Origin of the sequence: Sedimentibacter sp., assembly GCF_038562225.1 — a bacterium.
GTDB lineage: Bacteria > Bacillota > Clostridia > Tissierellales > Sedimentibacteraceae > Sedimentibacter.
The window spans coordinates 1,322,287-1,336,961 of record NZ_JBCFAS010000001.1 but is presented as its reverse complement, the minus strand read 5'-3'; the positions used below and the strand labels follow the sequence as shown (position 1 = coordinate 1,336,961).

16 protein-coding genes are annotated in these 14,675 nt (G+C 34.9%); 12 read left to right on the top strand and 4 right to left on the bottom strand.

All coding sequences use genetic code 11. From position 1 onward, the window contains the following. The first annotated feature begins 15 nt into the window (after positions 1–15). The 9 genes from hpdB to AAGU76_RS06300 all read left to right on the top strand — a co-directional run bounded on the left by hpdB (position 16) and on the right by AAGU76_RS06300 (position 8,714). Positions 16–2,712, top strand: a complete 2,697-nt coding sequence (hpdB, locus tag AAGU76_RS06340; protein ID WP_342484603.1) for a 4-hydroxyphenylacetate decarboxylase large subunit — start codon at positions 16–18, stop codon at positions 2,710–2,712. Positions 2,713–2,737: 25 nt separating this feature from the next. Next, positions 2,738–2,995: a 4-hydroxyphenylacetate decarboxylase small subunit gene (gene hpdC / locus AAGU76_RS06335; RefSeq protein ID WP_342484602.1), complete on the top strand. Its 258-nt coding sequence runs from the start codon at positions 2,738–2,740 to the stop codon at positions 2,993–2,995. A gap of 29 nt (positions 2,996–3,024) precedes the next feature. After that, positions 3,025–3,990 carry a 4-hydroxyphenylacetate decarboxylase activase gene (gene hpdA / locus AAGU76_RS06330; RefSeq protein ID WP_342484601.1) on the top strand — a complete coding sequence of 322 codons (966 nt, stop codon included), beginning with the start codon at positions 3,025–3,027 and terminating at the stop codon, positions 3,988–3,990. Positions 3,991–4,096: 106 nt separating this feature from the next. Further along, positions 4,097–4,792 (top strand): DUF6198 family protein, encoded by a 696-nt coding sequence (locus AAGU76_RS06325; protein WP_342484600.1) that lies wholly within the window; start codon positions 4,097–4,099, stop codon positions 4,790–4,792. Between the two features lie 91 nt (positions 4,793–4,883). Further along, complete coding sequence (locus AAGU76_RS06320) at positions 4,884–5,540, top strand: Crp/Fnr family transcriptional regulator (protein ID WP_342484599.1); 657 nt, start codon at positions 4,884–4,886, stop codon at positions 5,538–5,540. A 109-nt stretch (positions 5,541–5,649) separates the two neighbouring features. After that, a complete protein-coding gene (locus AAGU76_RS06315) occupies positions 5,650–6,072 on the top strand; it encodes a GNAT family N-acetyltransferase (RefSeq protein WP_342484598.1) in 423 nt (140 codons plus the stop codon). A gap of 284 nt (positions 6,073–6,356) precedes the next feature. Next, positions 6,357–7,013 (top strand): Crp/Fnr family transcriptional regulator, encoded by a 657-nt coding sequence (locus tag AAGU76_RS06310; protein ID WP_342484597.1) that lies wholly within the window; start codon positions 6,357–6,359, stop codon positions 7,011–7,013. Positions 7,014–7,718: 705 nt separating this feature from the next. Further along, on the top strand, positions 7,719–7,940 hold the full coding sequence (locus AAGU76_RS06305) for an SHOCT domain-containing protein (protein ID WP_342484596.1): 222 nt from the start codon (positions 7,719–7,721) through the stop codon (positions 7,938–7,940). A gap of 366 nt (positions 7,941–8,306) precedes the next feature. Next, positions 8,307–8,714 carry a hypothetical protein gene (locus AAGU76_RS06300; RefSeq protein ID WP_342484595.1) on the top strand — a complete coding sequence of 136 codons (408 nt, stop codon included), beginning with the start codon at positions 8,307–8,309 and terminating at the stop codon, positions 8,712–8,714. Between the two features lie 9 nt (positions 8,715–8,723). On the opposite strand, the gene AAGU76_RS06295 is transcribed toward AAGU76_RS06300, so the two are convergent. After that, positions 8,724–9,020 carry a hypothetical protein gene (locus AAGU76_RS06295; RefSeq protein ID WP_342484594.1) on the bottom strand — a complete coding sequence of 99 codons (297 nt, stop codon included), beginning with the start codon at positions 9,018–9,020 and terminating at the stop codon, positions 8,724–8,726. A 26-nt stretch (positions 9,021–9,046) separates the two neighbouring features. Here AAGU76_RS06295 and AAGU76_RS06290 point away from each other — a divergent pair, with 26 nt between their 5' ends. After that, complete coding sequence (locus AAGU76_RS06290) at positions 9,047–9,394, top strand: hypothetical protein (protein WP_342484593.1); 348 nt, start codon at positions 9,047–9,049, stop codon at positions 9,392–9,394. A 9-nt stretch (positions 9,395–9,403) separates the two neighbouring features. After that, positions 9,404–10,030 carry a hypothetical protein gene (locus tag AAGU76_RS06285; protein ID WP_342484592.1) on the top strand — a complete coding sequence of 209 codons (627 nt, stop codon included), beginning with the start codon at positions 9,404–9,406 and terminating at the stop codon, positions 10,028–10,030. A 174-nt stretch (positions 10,031–10,204) separates the two neighbouring features. Here AAGU76_RS06285 and AAGU76_RS06280 read toward each other — a convergent pair whose 3' ends face one another. Further along, positions 10,205–11,317, bottom strand: a complete 1,113-nt coding sequence (locus tag AAGU76_RS06280) for a cell wall-binding repeat-containing protein (protein WP_342484591.1) — start codon at positions 11,315–11,317, stop codon at positions 10,205–10,207. A 227-nt stretch (positions 11,318–11,544) separates the two neighbouring features. Here AAGU76_RS06280 and AAGU76_RS06275 point away from each other — a divergent pair, with 227 nt between their 5' ends. Then, positions 11,545–11,892 (top strand): four-helix bundle copper-binding protein, encoded by a 348-nt coding sequence (locus AAGU76_RS06275; RefSeq protein WP_342484590.1) that lies wholly within the window; start codon positions 11,545–11,547, stop codon positions 11,890–11,892. Positions 11,893–12,091: 199 nt separating this feature from the next. Here the strand turns inward: AAGU76_RS06275 and AAGU76_RS06270 are convergent, their stop codons facing one another. Both AAGU76_RS06270 and AAGU76_RS06265 read right to left on the bottom strand, forming a co-directional pair. Beyond that, on the bottom strand, positions 12,092–13,330 hold the full coding sequence (locus AAGU76_RS06270) for an IS256 family transposase (protein ID WP_342484589.1): 1,239 nt from the start codon (positions 13,328–13,330) through the stop codon (positions 12,092–12,094). 254 nt (positions 13,331–13,584) lie between these two features. Further along, positions 13,585–14,667 (bottom strand): electron transfer flavoprotein subunit alpha/FixB family protein, encoded by a 1,083-nt coding sequence (locus AAGU76_RS06265; RefSeq protein ID WP_342484588.1) that lies wholly within the window; start codon positions 14,665–14,667, stop codon positions 13,585–13,587. Positions 14,668–14,675 lie beyond the last annotated feature (8 nt).

Sequence of the window (14,675 nt, the reverse complement as noted above, 5' to 3'; positions counted from 1 at the left end):
CAAGGAGGAATTGTTATGAGTTCTAATGAAACAAAATTACAAGATGTTTTAAAATCACGCGGCATAGACATTGCTCAAGTTGACGAGCAATTGGAAGCTGAAATACCGGAAGCAAAAGAATCTTCCAAGAAATTAATGGAAACTTACTACACCTTAAAAGTTACTGCTGATATGGAAGTTCCATACTGGTATAACAGAAGCTGGTGGGAAAACGATGGCGAATTAATTGAAGTTAGAAGAGCCAGAGCCATGGGATGTGCTTTAGCACACATGACACCAACTATTCAGCCTTATGAAAAAATAGTTATGAACAAGACAAAAAATGTCAGAGGAGGATTTCCTTTCCCTTGGACAACATCAAGCTTTTTCCTTGCACAAGCTGATGCTTTGATGGCAGAAGTTGATGCTCCTCCTGAGAATGAAGCCGATTCTGTAAGTCAAGTTGGTGCTGGCGGTGGAAACGTTACTAAAAGTTATGGCAATATTATTTCTCTGGCTAAGAAATTTGGTATGAGAAAAGAAGAAATTCCTGTACTAGTAAAAACATCTGAGCCTTGGAGAGGAATTTCTATAGAAGATTTAGCTGACAAATATTCAAGAACATTACCTGGATATGGACAATACAGAGATTTGATGGACAGTGTTGTTTGTATGTTTGATTCCTTTGCAATTGCGCAGGGACGTGAAGTATCAAACTATTATGTTCCTTTAGAATATGGCTTTGACAGAATCATAGAAATATGTAATGAAAAAATGGCTGAAGTAATGGGTGAAGCAGGCGATGACGGAATATTGGGCATGAGCAGAGGATATTACTATGCAGCTATGAAAGAAATCACAATGGGTTTGAGCAAATGGTGCGAAAATTATTCAAAACAAGCAGCTTACCTTGCTTCTGTTGAGATGGATCCTGAATTGAAAGCTAACTATGAAAAGATTAAAGAAGTTATGGGTAATATAGCACATAAGAAACCTGCAAACTTCTGGGAAGCTCTGCAAATGACAGTATGCTGCCATCTGGGCGTTACAAATGAAGACGCAATGTCCGGATTATCTATAGGTAGAATTGGTCAGGTATTGCAGCCATACTATGAACATGACATTCGTGAAGGAATAATGACTGATGAAGAAGTAATAGAACTTCTTGAATTGCACAGAATTAAAATAACTTGTATTGAATGTTTTGCTTCTGCCGGAGTATCAGGCGGAGTTCTTTCGGGAAATACATTTAATAACTTGTCAATGGGCGGTTTGAACAAGGAAGGACTTACAGCAGTTGTTCCATTGGAATATTTGATTGTTGAAGCAGGAATGAGAAACAAAACTCCTCAGCCAACATTGAGTGTTTTATATGATGAAAAAACACCTGAAGATTTCCTTATGAAGTGTGCTGCTTGTACAAAACTTGGACTTGGATATCCTGCATGGATGAACAACCAAGGCGGCATCAATTACATGCTTGACAACTATGGACCGGAAGGCATGAATCTTGAAGATGCAAGAGCATGGTGCCTTGGTGGATGTCTTGAATCTTCACCTGGCTGTTTCCAGCCATTACATTTTGACGGAAAAGTAACTTGGGTACCTGGAGGAGCTTCACCAACTTGCGGTACAGGAGTTCACTTCCTTGCAATGCCAAAGATACTTGAACTTGTATTGACAAACGGCGTGGATAAGAGAACAGGCAAAAGAGTATATCCTGCACATAATAAAAATCTGGATTCATTTGAGGTCATTTATGAGCAATGGAAACAATACATGAATGATTCAATACTTATTCTTAATAAAGTAAATAACATTCAGATGGATGTATGGAGAAAATACCTTATGCCAGCTGTTAACTCTTTGTTGAAACCTGACTGCTTCAGAAAAGGCCAGCACTTGGGTACTATGGGTGCTAGATACAATGCCAGCATCAATGTGGAATCATGCGGAACTATTACATTAATAAACTCATTAGCTTCTATTAAGAAAAACGTATATGATGACAAGAAGTTTACACTAGAAGAAATGACAGATGCAATGATCAACAACTTTGGTTTCAAGACTGCTTATGAAACAGGAGTATTCTCGCCAGACTTCAGAGAAAGCACTGAAAACAGCCCTAAATATGAAGAAATATTTGCAGCTTGTGTAAATGCACCTAAATATGGAAATGCAATACCATATGTTGACCAATTGCTTAAGAGATACGAATATGACATGTATGACATGGTACACAGCTATCATTCATATTATGGTAAACCATTATACTTATGTCAGATTTCAGTATCAACACATGGCCCTCAAGGCTTTATTACTTTAGCAACAGCTGATTCCAGACTTGCAGGAACAACATATTCAGATGGTTCATTGTCAGCAGCTCCAGGAACAGATAAGAATGGACTTTATGCATTGTTTGAATCTGCAACTGTATATGATCACGGTATACACCAGAACTCTCAAATGAATCTGAAACTTCACCCTTCAGCAGTAAAAGGCTTGAACGGAACAAGAAAACTTCTTGACGTTGTAAGAGCTTACATGAGAAAAGGTGGATTCCACGTTCAGTTCAATGTTGTTGACTCTAAGACATTAAGAAGTGCGCAGGTAACACCTGACAAGTACAGAGATCTAATGATCCGTGTTGCAGGATTTACACAATACTGGTGTGAAATCGGAAAACAAATCCAGGATGAAGTAATATTCAGAACGGAATACGACGAAGCATAAAAAAATAATTATTGGAGGTATTATAATGAAACATTATGATTGTAAAAATTATATAAATTTAGACTGCGAAAAAGGACAATGCGCATTAAGTAAAAATTTAATTCCAATAGATGGAGAAGGCAGCGATGCATGCCCTATGTTCATTCAGGCTGAAAAGTGCGGAGTTTGCAAAAATTTTGCTGATCCTGACAAGTATGGGGTAGGAACTTGTAAAGGTTTTACAAAAGAAAACTGGGCATATGCTTCTTGTGGAGCATTTGCATGTGAAAAGTTCAGTAAATAATAAAAAAACAAGCAACTATAGGATTTGATATGGATAAAGAAAATATAAAATTAGGCACTGAAAAAAAAGGTTTGATATTTGACATACAGGCATATTCAGTGCATGACGGCCCTGGTTGCAGAACTAATGTTTTCTTTGTAGGTTGTCCAATGACATGTAAATGGTGCGCTAATCCTGAAAGCTGGAACAAGAAAAAACATATTATGTTTTCGGATAAAATGTGCAAATGGGAAAAGGGATGTGCGGCATGCAGAAATGTATGCCCGCATCACAACATAAAATTTGATCAGTCAGGCAAACCAAGCATAGACTGGGGCATTTGTATGAAGTGTGAAACATTTGACTGTGTCAATATTTGTCCAAACAATGCTTTCAAACAGGTTGTTAAAGAATATTCGGTTGATGAACTTGTTGCATTATTGAGGCGGGATTTCAACAGTTGGGGTCCGGACGGAGGAGTAACATTTACAGGCGGAGACCCACTGATGCACTATGAATTTTTGCTTGAGGTATTAAAAAAATGTCGTTCACTGCATATTCACACAGCAATTGAAACCGAAGCTTATGCAAACCAGGAAGAATTTTTGGAAATTATGAAATACATCAATTTTGCATTTATTGATGTCAAGAACATGGACAGAGAAAAACATAAGCAAGGGACCGGAGTTTATAATGATTTGGTATTTTCGAACATCAGAGCTCTGGTAAAGTCAGGATGGAACGGAAGACTAGTCCTAAGACAGCCAACTATAGCAGGATATAATGACAGCATCGAAAATGCCCAAAAGTTAATTGAGTTTATGAATGAAAACGGATTATATGAAATTAATCTGCTAAAATTCCATAGACTAGGTCTTACCAAATGGGAGCAGTTAGGAAAAGAATACGAATATAGCAATCATGGAGATATGACAGATGAAAAAATGGAATTTCTTCAAGAGTTGTATTTAGATAATAATATAGCATGCTATATTGGCGATGATACTCCTTTCTGATATACATTTGAAACACAGTAGAGCTGATGAGTATGAAGAAGAATTCATTTCGTCAGCTTTTCTAAAATTGAAACACAAATATAAAAATATAACATGGAGGAAATAAATGAAAACAGTAAAAAGAGTAGTTCTTTATTTATTAGGGTTTTTGGTATTAGCAATTGGTATTAATATTTCAAAACGAGCAGGGCTCGGTATTTCTCCTGTTAGTTCTATTCCTTATGCTTGTGAGCTTGTTTGGGGAATTGAACTAGGCAAAGCAACATATTTTGTATATATGGGTTTAATGGCATTGCAGATAATCTTATTGAGGAAAGACTATAAAGTAAGAAACTTGCTGCAGATAGTTCCTACTTTTATTCTTGGTACTTTTATAACTTACACCAGCACTAAATACTTATTGTTTTGGCTGCCTGAACCCAGCACCTATGTAATTAGACTTGTATATCTGGCTATCAGCATAGTGGTTATAGGCATTGGAGTTTCAGGATTTCTTATTCCTAACATAATGTCCCTTCCGGCAGAAGGCCTTTGCGCAGCTATCGTTCAGGTAAGTAAGGATAAAATCAAATTTGGTAATGCAAAGGTTGGAGTTGATACAGGCATGGTTTCGGTTTCAGCAATCCTGTCTCTTGTATTTCTAGGATCTTTGGCTACAGTAAGAGAAGGAACAATTTTAGCTGCATTACTTGTTGGAAAGGTTGTTGGTTATATTATGAAAAATTATAAGCCGAAAATTGTTGAGTGGTTAGATAAGGGCGAAAATACTAGTGAAAAACCTATCGATAAAGAAGCTGTTTAAGTGTAGTGTAATATGATTTCTTTGAGTTGGTGACATAAAATAATTTGAATAGTCAGTTGTAAATTTTATTTTATCATACGAAGAGGTAATTATGAATATTCAAGATGCTCATATATATCCATACATCAAAAATTATTTAGATCGGATTCCAGTAGCAACCTTCAAGAAAGGAACCTATTTTTCAAAGGCAGAAAACAGAGATAATCAGATTTACTATATATTGAGTGGGAATGTTAACGTCGAAAGCTTCTCAGAGATGGGGAAAAAAGTATTGGTAGATAGTATATCGGAAAATGAGTTTGCAGGTCAAATAAGTTATATAAGACAGTCTAATTTTTATTGTAATTCTTTAGCTGTGACAGATGTAAAGATGTTGTGCTTAAAAGAGGACTTAATGAGCATCTTGATGAAAAATCTTGAATTTTCAACAGTATTTTATTTTAAAACTAGCTCTAGAATTTATATTATGTATAAGAAAATGTTAATGAATAGCTTGTTTAGCCAATGTGAGCTGGTAGCATATTATATTATAGACAATTCTCATAAAGGTCAATTTGTCTACAAAAGCATTTACGATATTTGTGAAAAATTAAACATTAGTAGAAGGAGCTTTTATAATATAATAAACAAGTTTGTGGAGCTAAAAGTATTAGAAAAGGGTAGTGATTGTATCTATTTTGTAAAAGATGATAATTATTTAATAGAAAAATCAGATAATGTAAAACGGTTTATGGAAAATACTTATTAATGCTAGTGTTATTGAATATAAAGGATCTGACGGGAAATGCAGTTCATGGACAAACTTAGATATCATATTAATATAATAATAGACAGTAAATTGAAAAAGGAGGAACCAAGTGAAGTTCTCTTTACAATTAAATTGCGAGAACATTGATTGGAATAATGTTTCTGAATTATTAAAACGTGTTGGTATGGGGTTTTATGATGGTGATGTTCATAGGAAAGCATTTGAGAACAGCCATAGTGTTGTCTTTGCTTTTGATGGAAAACAGTTGATCGGATTTGGTCGTGCAATTTCAGATGGAGCTTATGAAGCTGCAGTTTACGACATTGCAGTAGTTCCTGAATATCAAGGCAAAGGAGTAGGCAAGTCTATTGTGGAGAGTATTATGCAACGTCTACCTCAATGCAATATAATACTGTTTGCTTCTCCAGGCAAAGAACCATTTTATAAAAAACTACACTTTAGAAAAATGAAAACAGGAATGGCACTCTTCATTAAGGAAGAGCAAATGCAGTCAGACGGATTCATAGAGTGATGCTGCAGATAAAACGATTTTAAGTCGATGTAATTCTTGGAAAAATCAATCCACATTTTTACAATACTGAATAAATGAATTTGTCGAAGCATATATTATATTATAACATTTAAGTCACATATTTGTCATTGTGTGGCTTGACTTTTATCATTTCTTTCAATAAAATCTAACTAAATACAATTTGCAGAAGCATAAGTGTTCAGTAAATAAGTCTAAGGTGGGACATTGAAAAGAATTCCACTCTATATGCTTTAGGAAATCGATTGCGAAGGTTAGGTAGGATTATGATAATTGAAGACACTCAAATTTACCCATATGTTAAAGATTATTTAGATAAGATTACTGTAATAGCTGTTAAAAAAGGAACATGTTTTTCAAAACCAGACAACAAGGATGATCAGATTTATTATATTTTGGAAGGTATAGTTAAAGTCGAAAGTGTTTCGGCAGAAGGTAAAAAAACAATAATAGATGTCATATCAGAAAATGAGTTTGCCGGTCAAATCAGTTATTTTAGGAAAAGCAATTTTTATGGAAATTCTTTAGCTTTTACTGATATTAAGTTGTTATGTTTAAAATTGGGTGTCATTAACACTTTGATGAATTATCCGGAATTTTCAAGTTTCTTCTATTTTAAAACGAGTGCTAGACTTTATCAAATGTATAAAAAGATGCTTATGGGTTATTTATTTAGTCAAAGTGAACTGGTTTCGTATTATATTATAGCGAATTCAATTAATGGTAAATTCATTTTCAAAAGCATTGACCAAATTTGTGAAAATGTTAACATTAGCAGAAGAAATCTATACAATATTCTTAACAAATATGAGAATGAAGGTGTTATCTTAAAGGCAGATAACGGTAAATACAATATAAATAAAGAAAAAATGTTAATAGAAAATTCAGATAAAGTTAAAAAATTTATGGAAAATAGCTATTGAACCTGATTAAAGACAAAGTTTTTGAATAATACATATCTATAATTCTACAATCACATATTAAGAGCAATTGTTTTTCTATGAAATAATTTTTAAGTGAACAACTATAGCAGAAACATAAGGAATTAGTATAACTGGTGGTAATATAATCTAATTAAATAAAAAAATAAAGTCTGGCATAAAACTTGCTTATATTATTTCTAAAATAAATTATAAGGAGGATATGCCATGAATAAGAAGCTGCTTATAGCTACCGGTATTGTTGCATTAGCTGTAGTTGGGTACCTGGTATACATGTATGTATTGATGCCGCCGTAACAAATGTAATTATAGCGTTAACTGTAATTTTAAATAAAAGGCAAAATATTAAGTGTCTTTATTGATTCATACTTTCGGAAAAAGTGAGTGTTCTCACTTTTTTTATTTAAGGCGATTCCTGGTTGTTCATATTTCTACAGTTGACTGTGAAATAATGGACAAGTGGAGAAACAAACAAAATAGTAATCGAAAAATTTACAATTTTCCAGCATGTTTAAAATGGCATGATACTTGCAATGTATTTAGCCAGAAAGTGGGAGCACTGAAAAGTAGCCTGACCTTTCTCCATACTTTTCTTCATAATATTTTCATCAGTAATTTGTACAATTGGAAAAATAAGATTCATTGTAATAAAAAATATAACGATCATACCTATAAGGAGGCAAATTAATGTTCATAATTCCGTTGTTAACAGTAGTCTTTGTTATTTGGTTAATATTTTATGCATTTGGAAATTCACACACTTCGTTTTACAACAACAATCCGATAAACTACAGCAGCAATCAAGGCTATAGCAAGGATAAGGCTCTTGAAATACTAAGAGAACGATATGCAAGAGGTGAAGTTTCTGATGAGGAATATCAAAAAATAAAGAGAAATTTGGAACTTTAAGCGGCTGCTGCAGCCAGGCTGGTTTTTAAAATGCGTGAGAAAAGTTAATGTTTATTAAATTTTTTATTTCGATAATTTGTCATATATGAAGCTGAATTTTTAATAATAATATTGACTTTGTACGTAAAGAGGAGAAGCAATGTGGAAAAAGCAGGTTTTACGAACATGAAAGTTACAAATATGTTCAGTGATATCGTAAAGAAAATTGTTATCATCAATGAAAAATAATTGTTTATAAACATGAAATGTTTCAAAGGAGTGATTGTATGAACTTTAGGAAATCTATGATATACCTTCTTATAAGTATTTTTATTTTGGTTATCATATATAACTATGTTATTCCGTTTCTTGCTTGGCAAAGTTACAATGCCAACAGCATGGGCATGCAGCGGTTTTGCAATGGTAGGAGCAAAGTTTGGATGGCTTCTGAACTTTGACATATCATCAGCGGACTATGTGCATCGAGTATCTGCTATGCTGTTCATTATATTGACTTTGGTTTCCATAATATATGAAGTCATAAGAGGTGTAAAAAACGATCAAAAATATCTGGCTTGGTCTATAATAGGCAAAAGCGGATACCAGCTTTTTACATTGATAATGTCGCTTTTACTCATCATAACTGGTGCAATAATATGGATATGTATTGAGTATGATTTGTCATTTGTTACATTTGCATTGCTGGTCCATGAATATCTTTCATATGTATTTCTTGCAAGCATAATCTGGCACATATATAAGAAAAGCCATGCGCTGATATGGCCAAAGTCATAAAACAAAAATTTAAGAAAGTGAGGGGCAAATAATGTTGCAAAAACCATGGTTTAAAGTTTTCATCTGGTTTATGGCTACCTTTTTCTTCTTCCTTTCAAGCGGTGTAATAATTTCAATCTTCGGTCCGGGTCCTTCAGAAAATGATGTTATGAGGTTTATGTCGGGTATGATGTCTGCAATGGAAAATTCCATTATGGGTATATCCATGAGCATAGAAAGCAATGATGCCTTCAGAAAGGTGATCCTTTTTTCGTATTCTATGCTTTCGCCAATCATAGCTGTCAGCATAGTTATGGGGTTTGCCATAAGATTTATGCACAGGAGGGACAAGGATGTTTGATAAAAAGAAGCTAAACTTCTTGAGGTTGTCGGTTCTATTTTCAGGCATGACAATTACCATACTGTTTCTTATGTGGAGCTCACCTAATAATACGAAGTCTGCAATGATGAACACCAGCATGGTCAGCATGATGAAGGACATGCATGTTTCGGATTTGAGCATGAGGGATTTGTTGCAAAATCCAGGTGCACAAAACTATCAACAGGAATCTGATATTGAGGAACATCATGAGGATTCACCTTTATACAAGATAGGAATCCTAACTACCAGTGTAGTATTCTTACTGATTCCGTTTTTAATTGGCGGTTCTGTGATGCTTGGCATAATATGGATAAGATAGGGGGATGGAATGGATATATTAGGATTAATAGGTCAACAGTATATGTTTCTATTGCTTGTAATATTGTTTCTAGGTTTTGGCCTTGGAACGTGGGCTGTGCTGAAGTCATTATTCAGTGATAAGTCAAATGCAGAAACATTTAAAAAAACTGCTGACCAGAACATGATTAAAGAAAAGAAAGCAACAAAAGAACTTAAACTTACAAAAATTATCGGAGGAATTAATATGAACAACGGATGGTTAAAATTAGGAGTATTTTCACTAGTGGGTCTGGTAATAAGCATAAGCATTTTAAGTTTCGTTTCAAACAGCAATGCTTACGGCATGAACATGTCAAACGTAATGAACACGAACAATACCATGAATGTTCAGGATACAATGAGCATGAACGGTATGAATACACAGGGAACCATGAACACAAACGGTATGAACACACAGGGTACCATGAACATGAATGGGCAGACTTCAAATTCATCGTATGATGCAAACATTCAGAATCAGCTAAACCAGATGCAGATGCAGTTAAATCAGTTACAGATGCAACTGCAAAACATGATGAATTCAGGAAACGGTCAGATGCAGACTCCAAGCACCAACACAAACAGCAGCGGAAGCATGAGCATGCCAATGATGTAATAAAGCTTAATAAAATGCTATTCACCATGTAAATATACAGCAGGAGCCACAACAAAATGTTGTGGCTTTTTAACTTTCTTCAAATGTCTGATACGCGTTTAGCAGCTTCTTTTTATATTGAATTCATGCTGTTGCTATGATGTATAAGAATGTAATCTGCAATCCTCCTTTCATTTAATGTTCCATTTTTGATTGCATATCCATTATCTTTTCAATTTCCACCTGAGTATCGTGGGATATATCATAAAAGCTTCCTAAAATATAGGCATGCATGTATGGAGGCATGTCAGGCATTTCCTTATCAGGGTTTATGCTTAACACATAGTTTCTGACAACGTCAGGTAGAGTATTTGCGGTTACCAGCAATAAGGGTGTATGCTTACCTAAATGGGCAAAGAGAACACCCGATAAAATATGGTACCATTTACTCAGGTCACTGTATGAAAATGCCCAGCCGCCGCTCTTGTTATGTTTCCATCCAAAACTGTCAACAGGGCTTTCATATCTGGAAAAGTTGACTGAAATAGAAAACGGATCGTAGCCGCTTATTCGGGACACATTGCCCTGTATCATGCTTCTGATTTGTGATTCGACAATTTCGCTGACTGTAAAAGCAGATCCAATAATATAGTAATTCTTGTTTTGGTTTCTTGATATGAAATTCTGGATTGGCAGAGGTATGTTGTTTTGTCCCACAATAATAATAGGAGTTCCTTTATGTGCTGCATAGAAGACTGAAATAATGCCTTCAGCATAATTTTCACCTGATATTACCATTACGTCATTTTTCCCTTCTTCTGATGTAGGGGGAACCAGGTTAAGTCTGAAGTCTGCCATTTCTGCGCATGCGCTGAACACATCTTCTGAACTTGTAATCCTATATGTTGTCAATCCGAATGTTCTGATATAATCTTCTACTCCCTTTGATACTGGTCCTGCAATCAGTATTTTTGCAGGAACATCCTCACCTGATGGATCCAGCCTCAGTATTTCATTTATGATCACGGGAGGCATGAAATTTCTTTCAGTGAACAGCACAGGTGCATTGACAGGGAAGTGAACTATGCTTGAGGCACATGTTCCGTATTGCCACATATCGGACGGCACGAGAATTACAGCATGCGGTCTCCAGTCAATATTTGTGCTGGGATAGACGACATTTGATACAGCAACATTAAAGTAATACATATCATCATAATTTACTCTCGTAGTGTTTACTGTTGCAAAAATATTTGTATAAAATGGTATGGAATTTTGTTGTAATGGATTGTTGTTTAATTTAAACATAATTTCACCTGCTTTCTATGTTTAATATATGATTGGATGTATGAGGTGATATTACTTATTAACCGTTTTTAAATAAGTTTACTAATTAATTAAATGATATTTCTGAGAAAATAATGAATAGAACAATATCCTAATAAAACAGCTAAATAAAAAATATTATGAATAATGTCTGCTTAACATCAAATAATACTTATATACCATATCAATCAAATAAAGGAGAAACTAAAATGGGTATAGTATCAAACAATCATATGCAATCATGCATAGATGCTTGCAACAAATGTGCACAGGCCTGTTTTGAGTGCTTTAATGCATGCTTAAATGAACCAGATTTAAACGCCAGGAAGAATTGCGTAAAAATTCTGGTGGAATGTGCAATGATGTGTCAGATGTCTGCTGCAACCATGTCAATGGGCGGTAGCTTCTCAACAGAACACTGCAAGATGTGCGCTCAGATTTGTGACAAATGCGCTGAAGAATGTGCAATGTTCAAAGATGATCATTGCAAGAAATGTGCAGATGTTTGTCGCATGTGCGCAGATGAATGCAGGAAAATGGCTGGTGCAATGGTTTAAAAATACAATTGAAATATTTCAGCTTGAGTACGAGACCGTTTCAAGTTTTGTATAAACTCAAAAAACTGACATAATTTTTAAGATGATTTTTACAAGGGCAGACCCCGGAAATGGGATCTCCCCTTGTTTTGTATTATATAGATAATTTTTTACATGTCAATAAAGACATAGTTAATGCTAAGATTTTAAAAGTTTAAATTTATTCAGGCATCCTATCTTCAAAGAATATGACAAGCTGTGAATGTATTTTTCCCCAATCCTGGCGGCGGCCTGTCCATTTTTTCGTAATGTCCATCATGGCCAGGTACAACATTTTTAGTAGGCTGTCATCATTGGGAAATACAGTCTTGCTTTTGGTTACCTTTCTAAGTTGCCGGTTGAATCCTTCAATAGTGTTTGTTGTATAAATCAATTTTCTTACTTCTTCCGGATATTTGAAATATGTTGATAAATTTGCCCAATTGTCTCTCCAGGATTTTGCAATCTTTGGATATTTTAATCTCCACTTTTCTTCAAACATTTCAAGTTCTGACAAGGCAATCGCCTCTGTTGGAGCAGCATAAACCCTCTTTAAATCAACCATCAGAGGTTTAATGTCTTTATATGATACAAATTTAGTCGTGTTCCTTATCTGATGAATTATGCATTGCTGCAATTCTGTCTTTGGAAAGACCGCTTCTATTGCCTGTGGGAAACCGCTCAGGCCATCAACACTTGCTATGAGAATATCTTCTACATCCCGATTTTTAAGACCGTTCATTATGGATAACCAGAACTTGGCGCTCTCATTTTCTCCAACGTACATACCCAGGACTTCCTTGATTCCATCCATATTGATTCCTATTGCTATGTATACAGCCTTTTTGACTATTCTTCCCTCGCTTCTAACATGAAAATGTATTGCATCCATAAATACGACAGCGTAAAGGCTTTCCAACGGCCTTTCCTGCCATTCCTTAACTATCGGAAGTATCTTGTCTGTTATTCTGCTTATTGTACTGTCTGAAACATCTATTCCGTACAAGTCCTGGAAATGACTTTCTATATCAGAAGTTGTCATTCCTTTTGCATACATGGAGAGTATCTTTTCTTCCATGTCCTGAGTTATGGTATTCTGATGCTTCTTTATCATCTGTGGTTCAAATTCACCATTTCGGTCTCTTGGAACATTGATGTCAAGATCTCCATAGCTGGTATGCATCGTCTTTTTACTGTATCCATTCCTACTGTTTTCGGTGTCCTTATTTTTGTAGTCATATTTGGAATAGCCAAGTTCTTCTTCCAATTCACCGTCCAGGCTTCCGTCTAGTACCACTGACAACATTTCTCTCATCATGTCTTTTACGTCGTTTCCATCTTTGAGAGGATGCTGCTTTAAATATTCACGTGTCATTTCTCTCAGTGCCTTTTTTTCTGGTGTTTCGTTTCTTCTTCCCATATTAAAAACCTCCAAAAACTGAGTATTTTTATTTTACATCAGTTTAGAGGTTTACACAATCTTTGAATCAGACCCTTGAGTTACCGGTAAGAAAGCTCTTGATAACATAATAATTTATTTATCAAGAGCTTTTCTTTGTTAGTTCTGCATAACCTATTTGTTACTGTTTTCAAACGGAGTATTTATTCTACATCAATTTAAATGTTAAAATTATTTGAATCGGATTCTATTTTAATTTATGTCATTTACTTTGTTTAGATGTTAGTATTACCTAATTGCATTATGATTTCAGGAATTACTTTTTTAAAATCCTCTACAATGCAATAGTCTGCTATTTTAAAAATAGGTGCATCTGGATCGCTATTGATTGCGATGATAGTATCAGAATTTTGCATTCCTACTTGATGTTGAATAGCTCCTGAAATTCCACATGCGAAGTATATTTTAGGTTTAACTGTAGTGCCAGTTTGTCCTATCATATGAGAGTGATCAAACCAACCTAATTCTACAGCAGCACGTGAACATGCTACTACGCCTCCAACAGTTTCTGCAAATTTTTTCAGAAGTTCAACTCCAGAATCATCTCCAAGACCACTGCCTCCTGCACAAATAATTTGAGCGTCAGCTAAGGATATGACATCTTTAGCGGTTTTTATTACTTCTACCAATTCAGTCTTTATATCTTCCTTTGATAGTTTAATGCGTAGGTTAATTATTTCGCCCTTATGAGCTGGATCTTTTTCTTTTTTATCCATTACCCCAGGCCTTACAGTAGCCATTTGAGGTCTTTTGTCTGGGCATGTAATTGTAACCATTAGATTTCCGCCAAATGCCGGCTTTGTTTGTTTGAGATTTCTATCTTCAATGTTTTTTTCAAGGTCTTCTGTATCTGCAGTTGTGTGTGTTTTCAGATAATCTATATAGTTTTGAGTGTTAATATCTAGCCTAGTAGAGTCTGCAGTAAGTCCGGTGTTTAATCGTGCTGCAATTCTTGGGGCAAGATCTTTTCCTATGTGAGTTGCCCCGAATAGCACAATTTCAGGTTCATATTCTTTTATAGCATCTGAGATGATTTTTGTGTAACCATCCGTAGTGTATCTTTTAAGTAGAGAGTCATTTGCAATATATACTATGTCTGCACCATAAGCAAAAAGTTCATCTACCAAATGGTTTATATTTTCTCCTATTAATATTGCGCATACTTTTGATTCTTCCCCTATTTCTCTTGAAAGTCTGTAGCCTTCACCAAGAATTTCTAAGGCAACATTCGTTAATCTTCCTTCTATTTGTTCTGCATATACCCATACATTTTTATTATCCTTTACCTTTGTAGACATGGTTTTCC

Bases quoted from the DNA above. Each gene is read 5' to 3' on its own strand.
- hpdB (WP_342484603.1), top strand. From the start codon at position 16: ATGAGTTCTAATGAAACAAAATTACAAGATGTTTTAAAATCACGCGGC.
- hpdC (WP_342484602.1), top strand. From the start codon at position 2,738: ATGAAACATTATGATTGTAAAAATTATATAAATTTAGACTGCGAAAAA.
- hpdA (WP_342484601.1), top strand. From the start codon at position 3,025: ATGGATAAAGAAAATATAAAATTAGGCACTGAAAAAAAAGGTTTGATA.
- AAGU76_RS06325 (WP_342484600.1), top strand. From the start codon at position 4,097: ATGAAAACAGTAAAAAGAGTAGTTCTTTATTTATTAGGGTTTTTGGTA.
- AAGU76_RS06320 (WP_342484599.1), top strand. From the start codon at position 4,884: ATGAATATTCAAGATGCTCATATATATCCATACATCAAAAATTATTTA.
- AAGU76_RS06310 (WP_342484597.1), top strand. From the start codon at position 6,357: ATGATAATTGAAGACACTCAAATTTACCCATATGTTAAAGATTATTTA.
- AAGU76_RS06305 (WP_342484596.1), top strand. From the start codon at position 7,719: ATGTTCATAATTCCGTTGTTAACAGTAGTCTTTGTTATTTGGTTAATA.
- AAGU76_RS06300 (WP_342484595.1), top strand. From the start codon at position 8,307: ATGCCAACAGCATGGGCATGCAGCGGTTTTGCAATGGTAGGAGCAAAG.
- AAGU76_RS06295 (WP_342484594.1), bottom strand. From the start codon at position 9,020: ATGGCAAACCCCATAACTATGCTGACAGCTATGATTGGCGAAAGCATA.
- AAGU76_RS06290 (WP_342484593.1), top strand. From the start codon at position 9,047: ATGTTTGATAAAAAGAAGCTAAACTTCTTGAGGTTGTCGGTTCTATTT.
- AAGU76_RS06285 (WP_342484592.1), top strand. From the start codon at position 9,404: ATGGATATATTAGGATTAATAGGTCAACAGTATATGTTTCTATTGCTT.
- AAGU76_RS06280 (WP_342484591.1), bottom strand. From the start codon at position 11,317: ATGTTTAAATTAAACAACAATCCATTACAACAAAATTCCATACCATTT.
- AAGU76_RS06275 (WP_342484590.1), top strand. From the start codon at position 11,545: ATGGGTATAGTATCAAACAATCATATGCAATCATGCATAGATGCTTGC.
- AAGU76_RS06270 (WP_342484589.1), bottom strand. From the start codon at position 13,330: ATGGGAAGAAGAAACGAAACACCAGAAAAAAAGGCACTGAGAGAAATG.
- AAGU76_RS06265 (WP_342484588.1), bottom strand. From the start codon at position 14,667: ATGTCTACAAAGGTAAAGGATAATAAAAATGTATGGGTATATGCAGAA.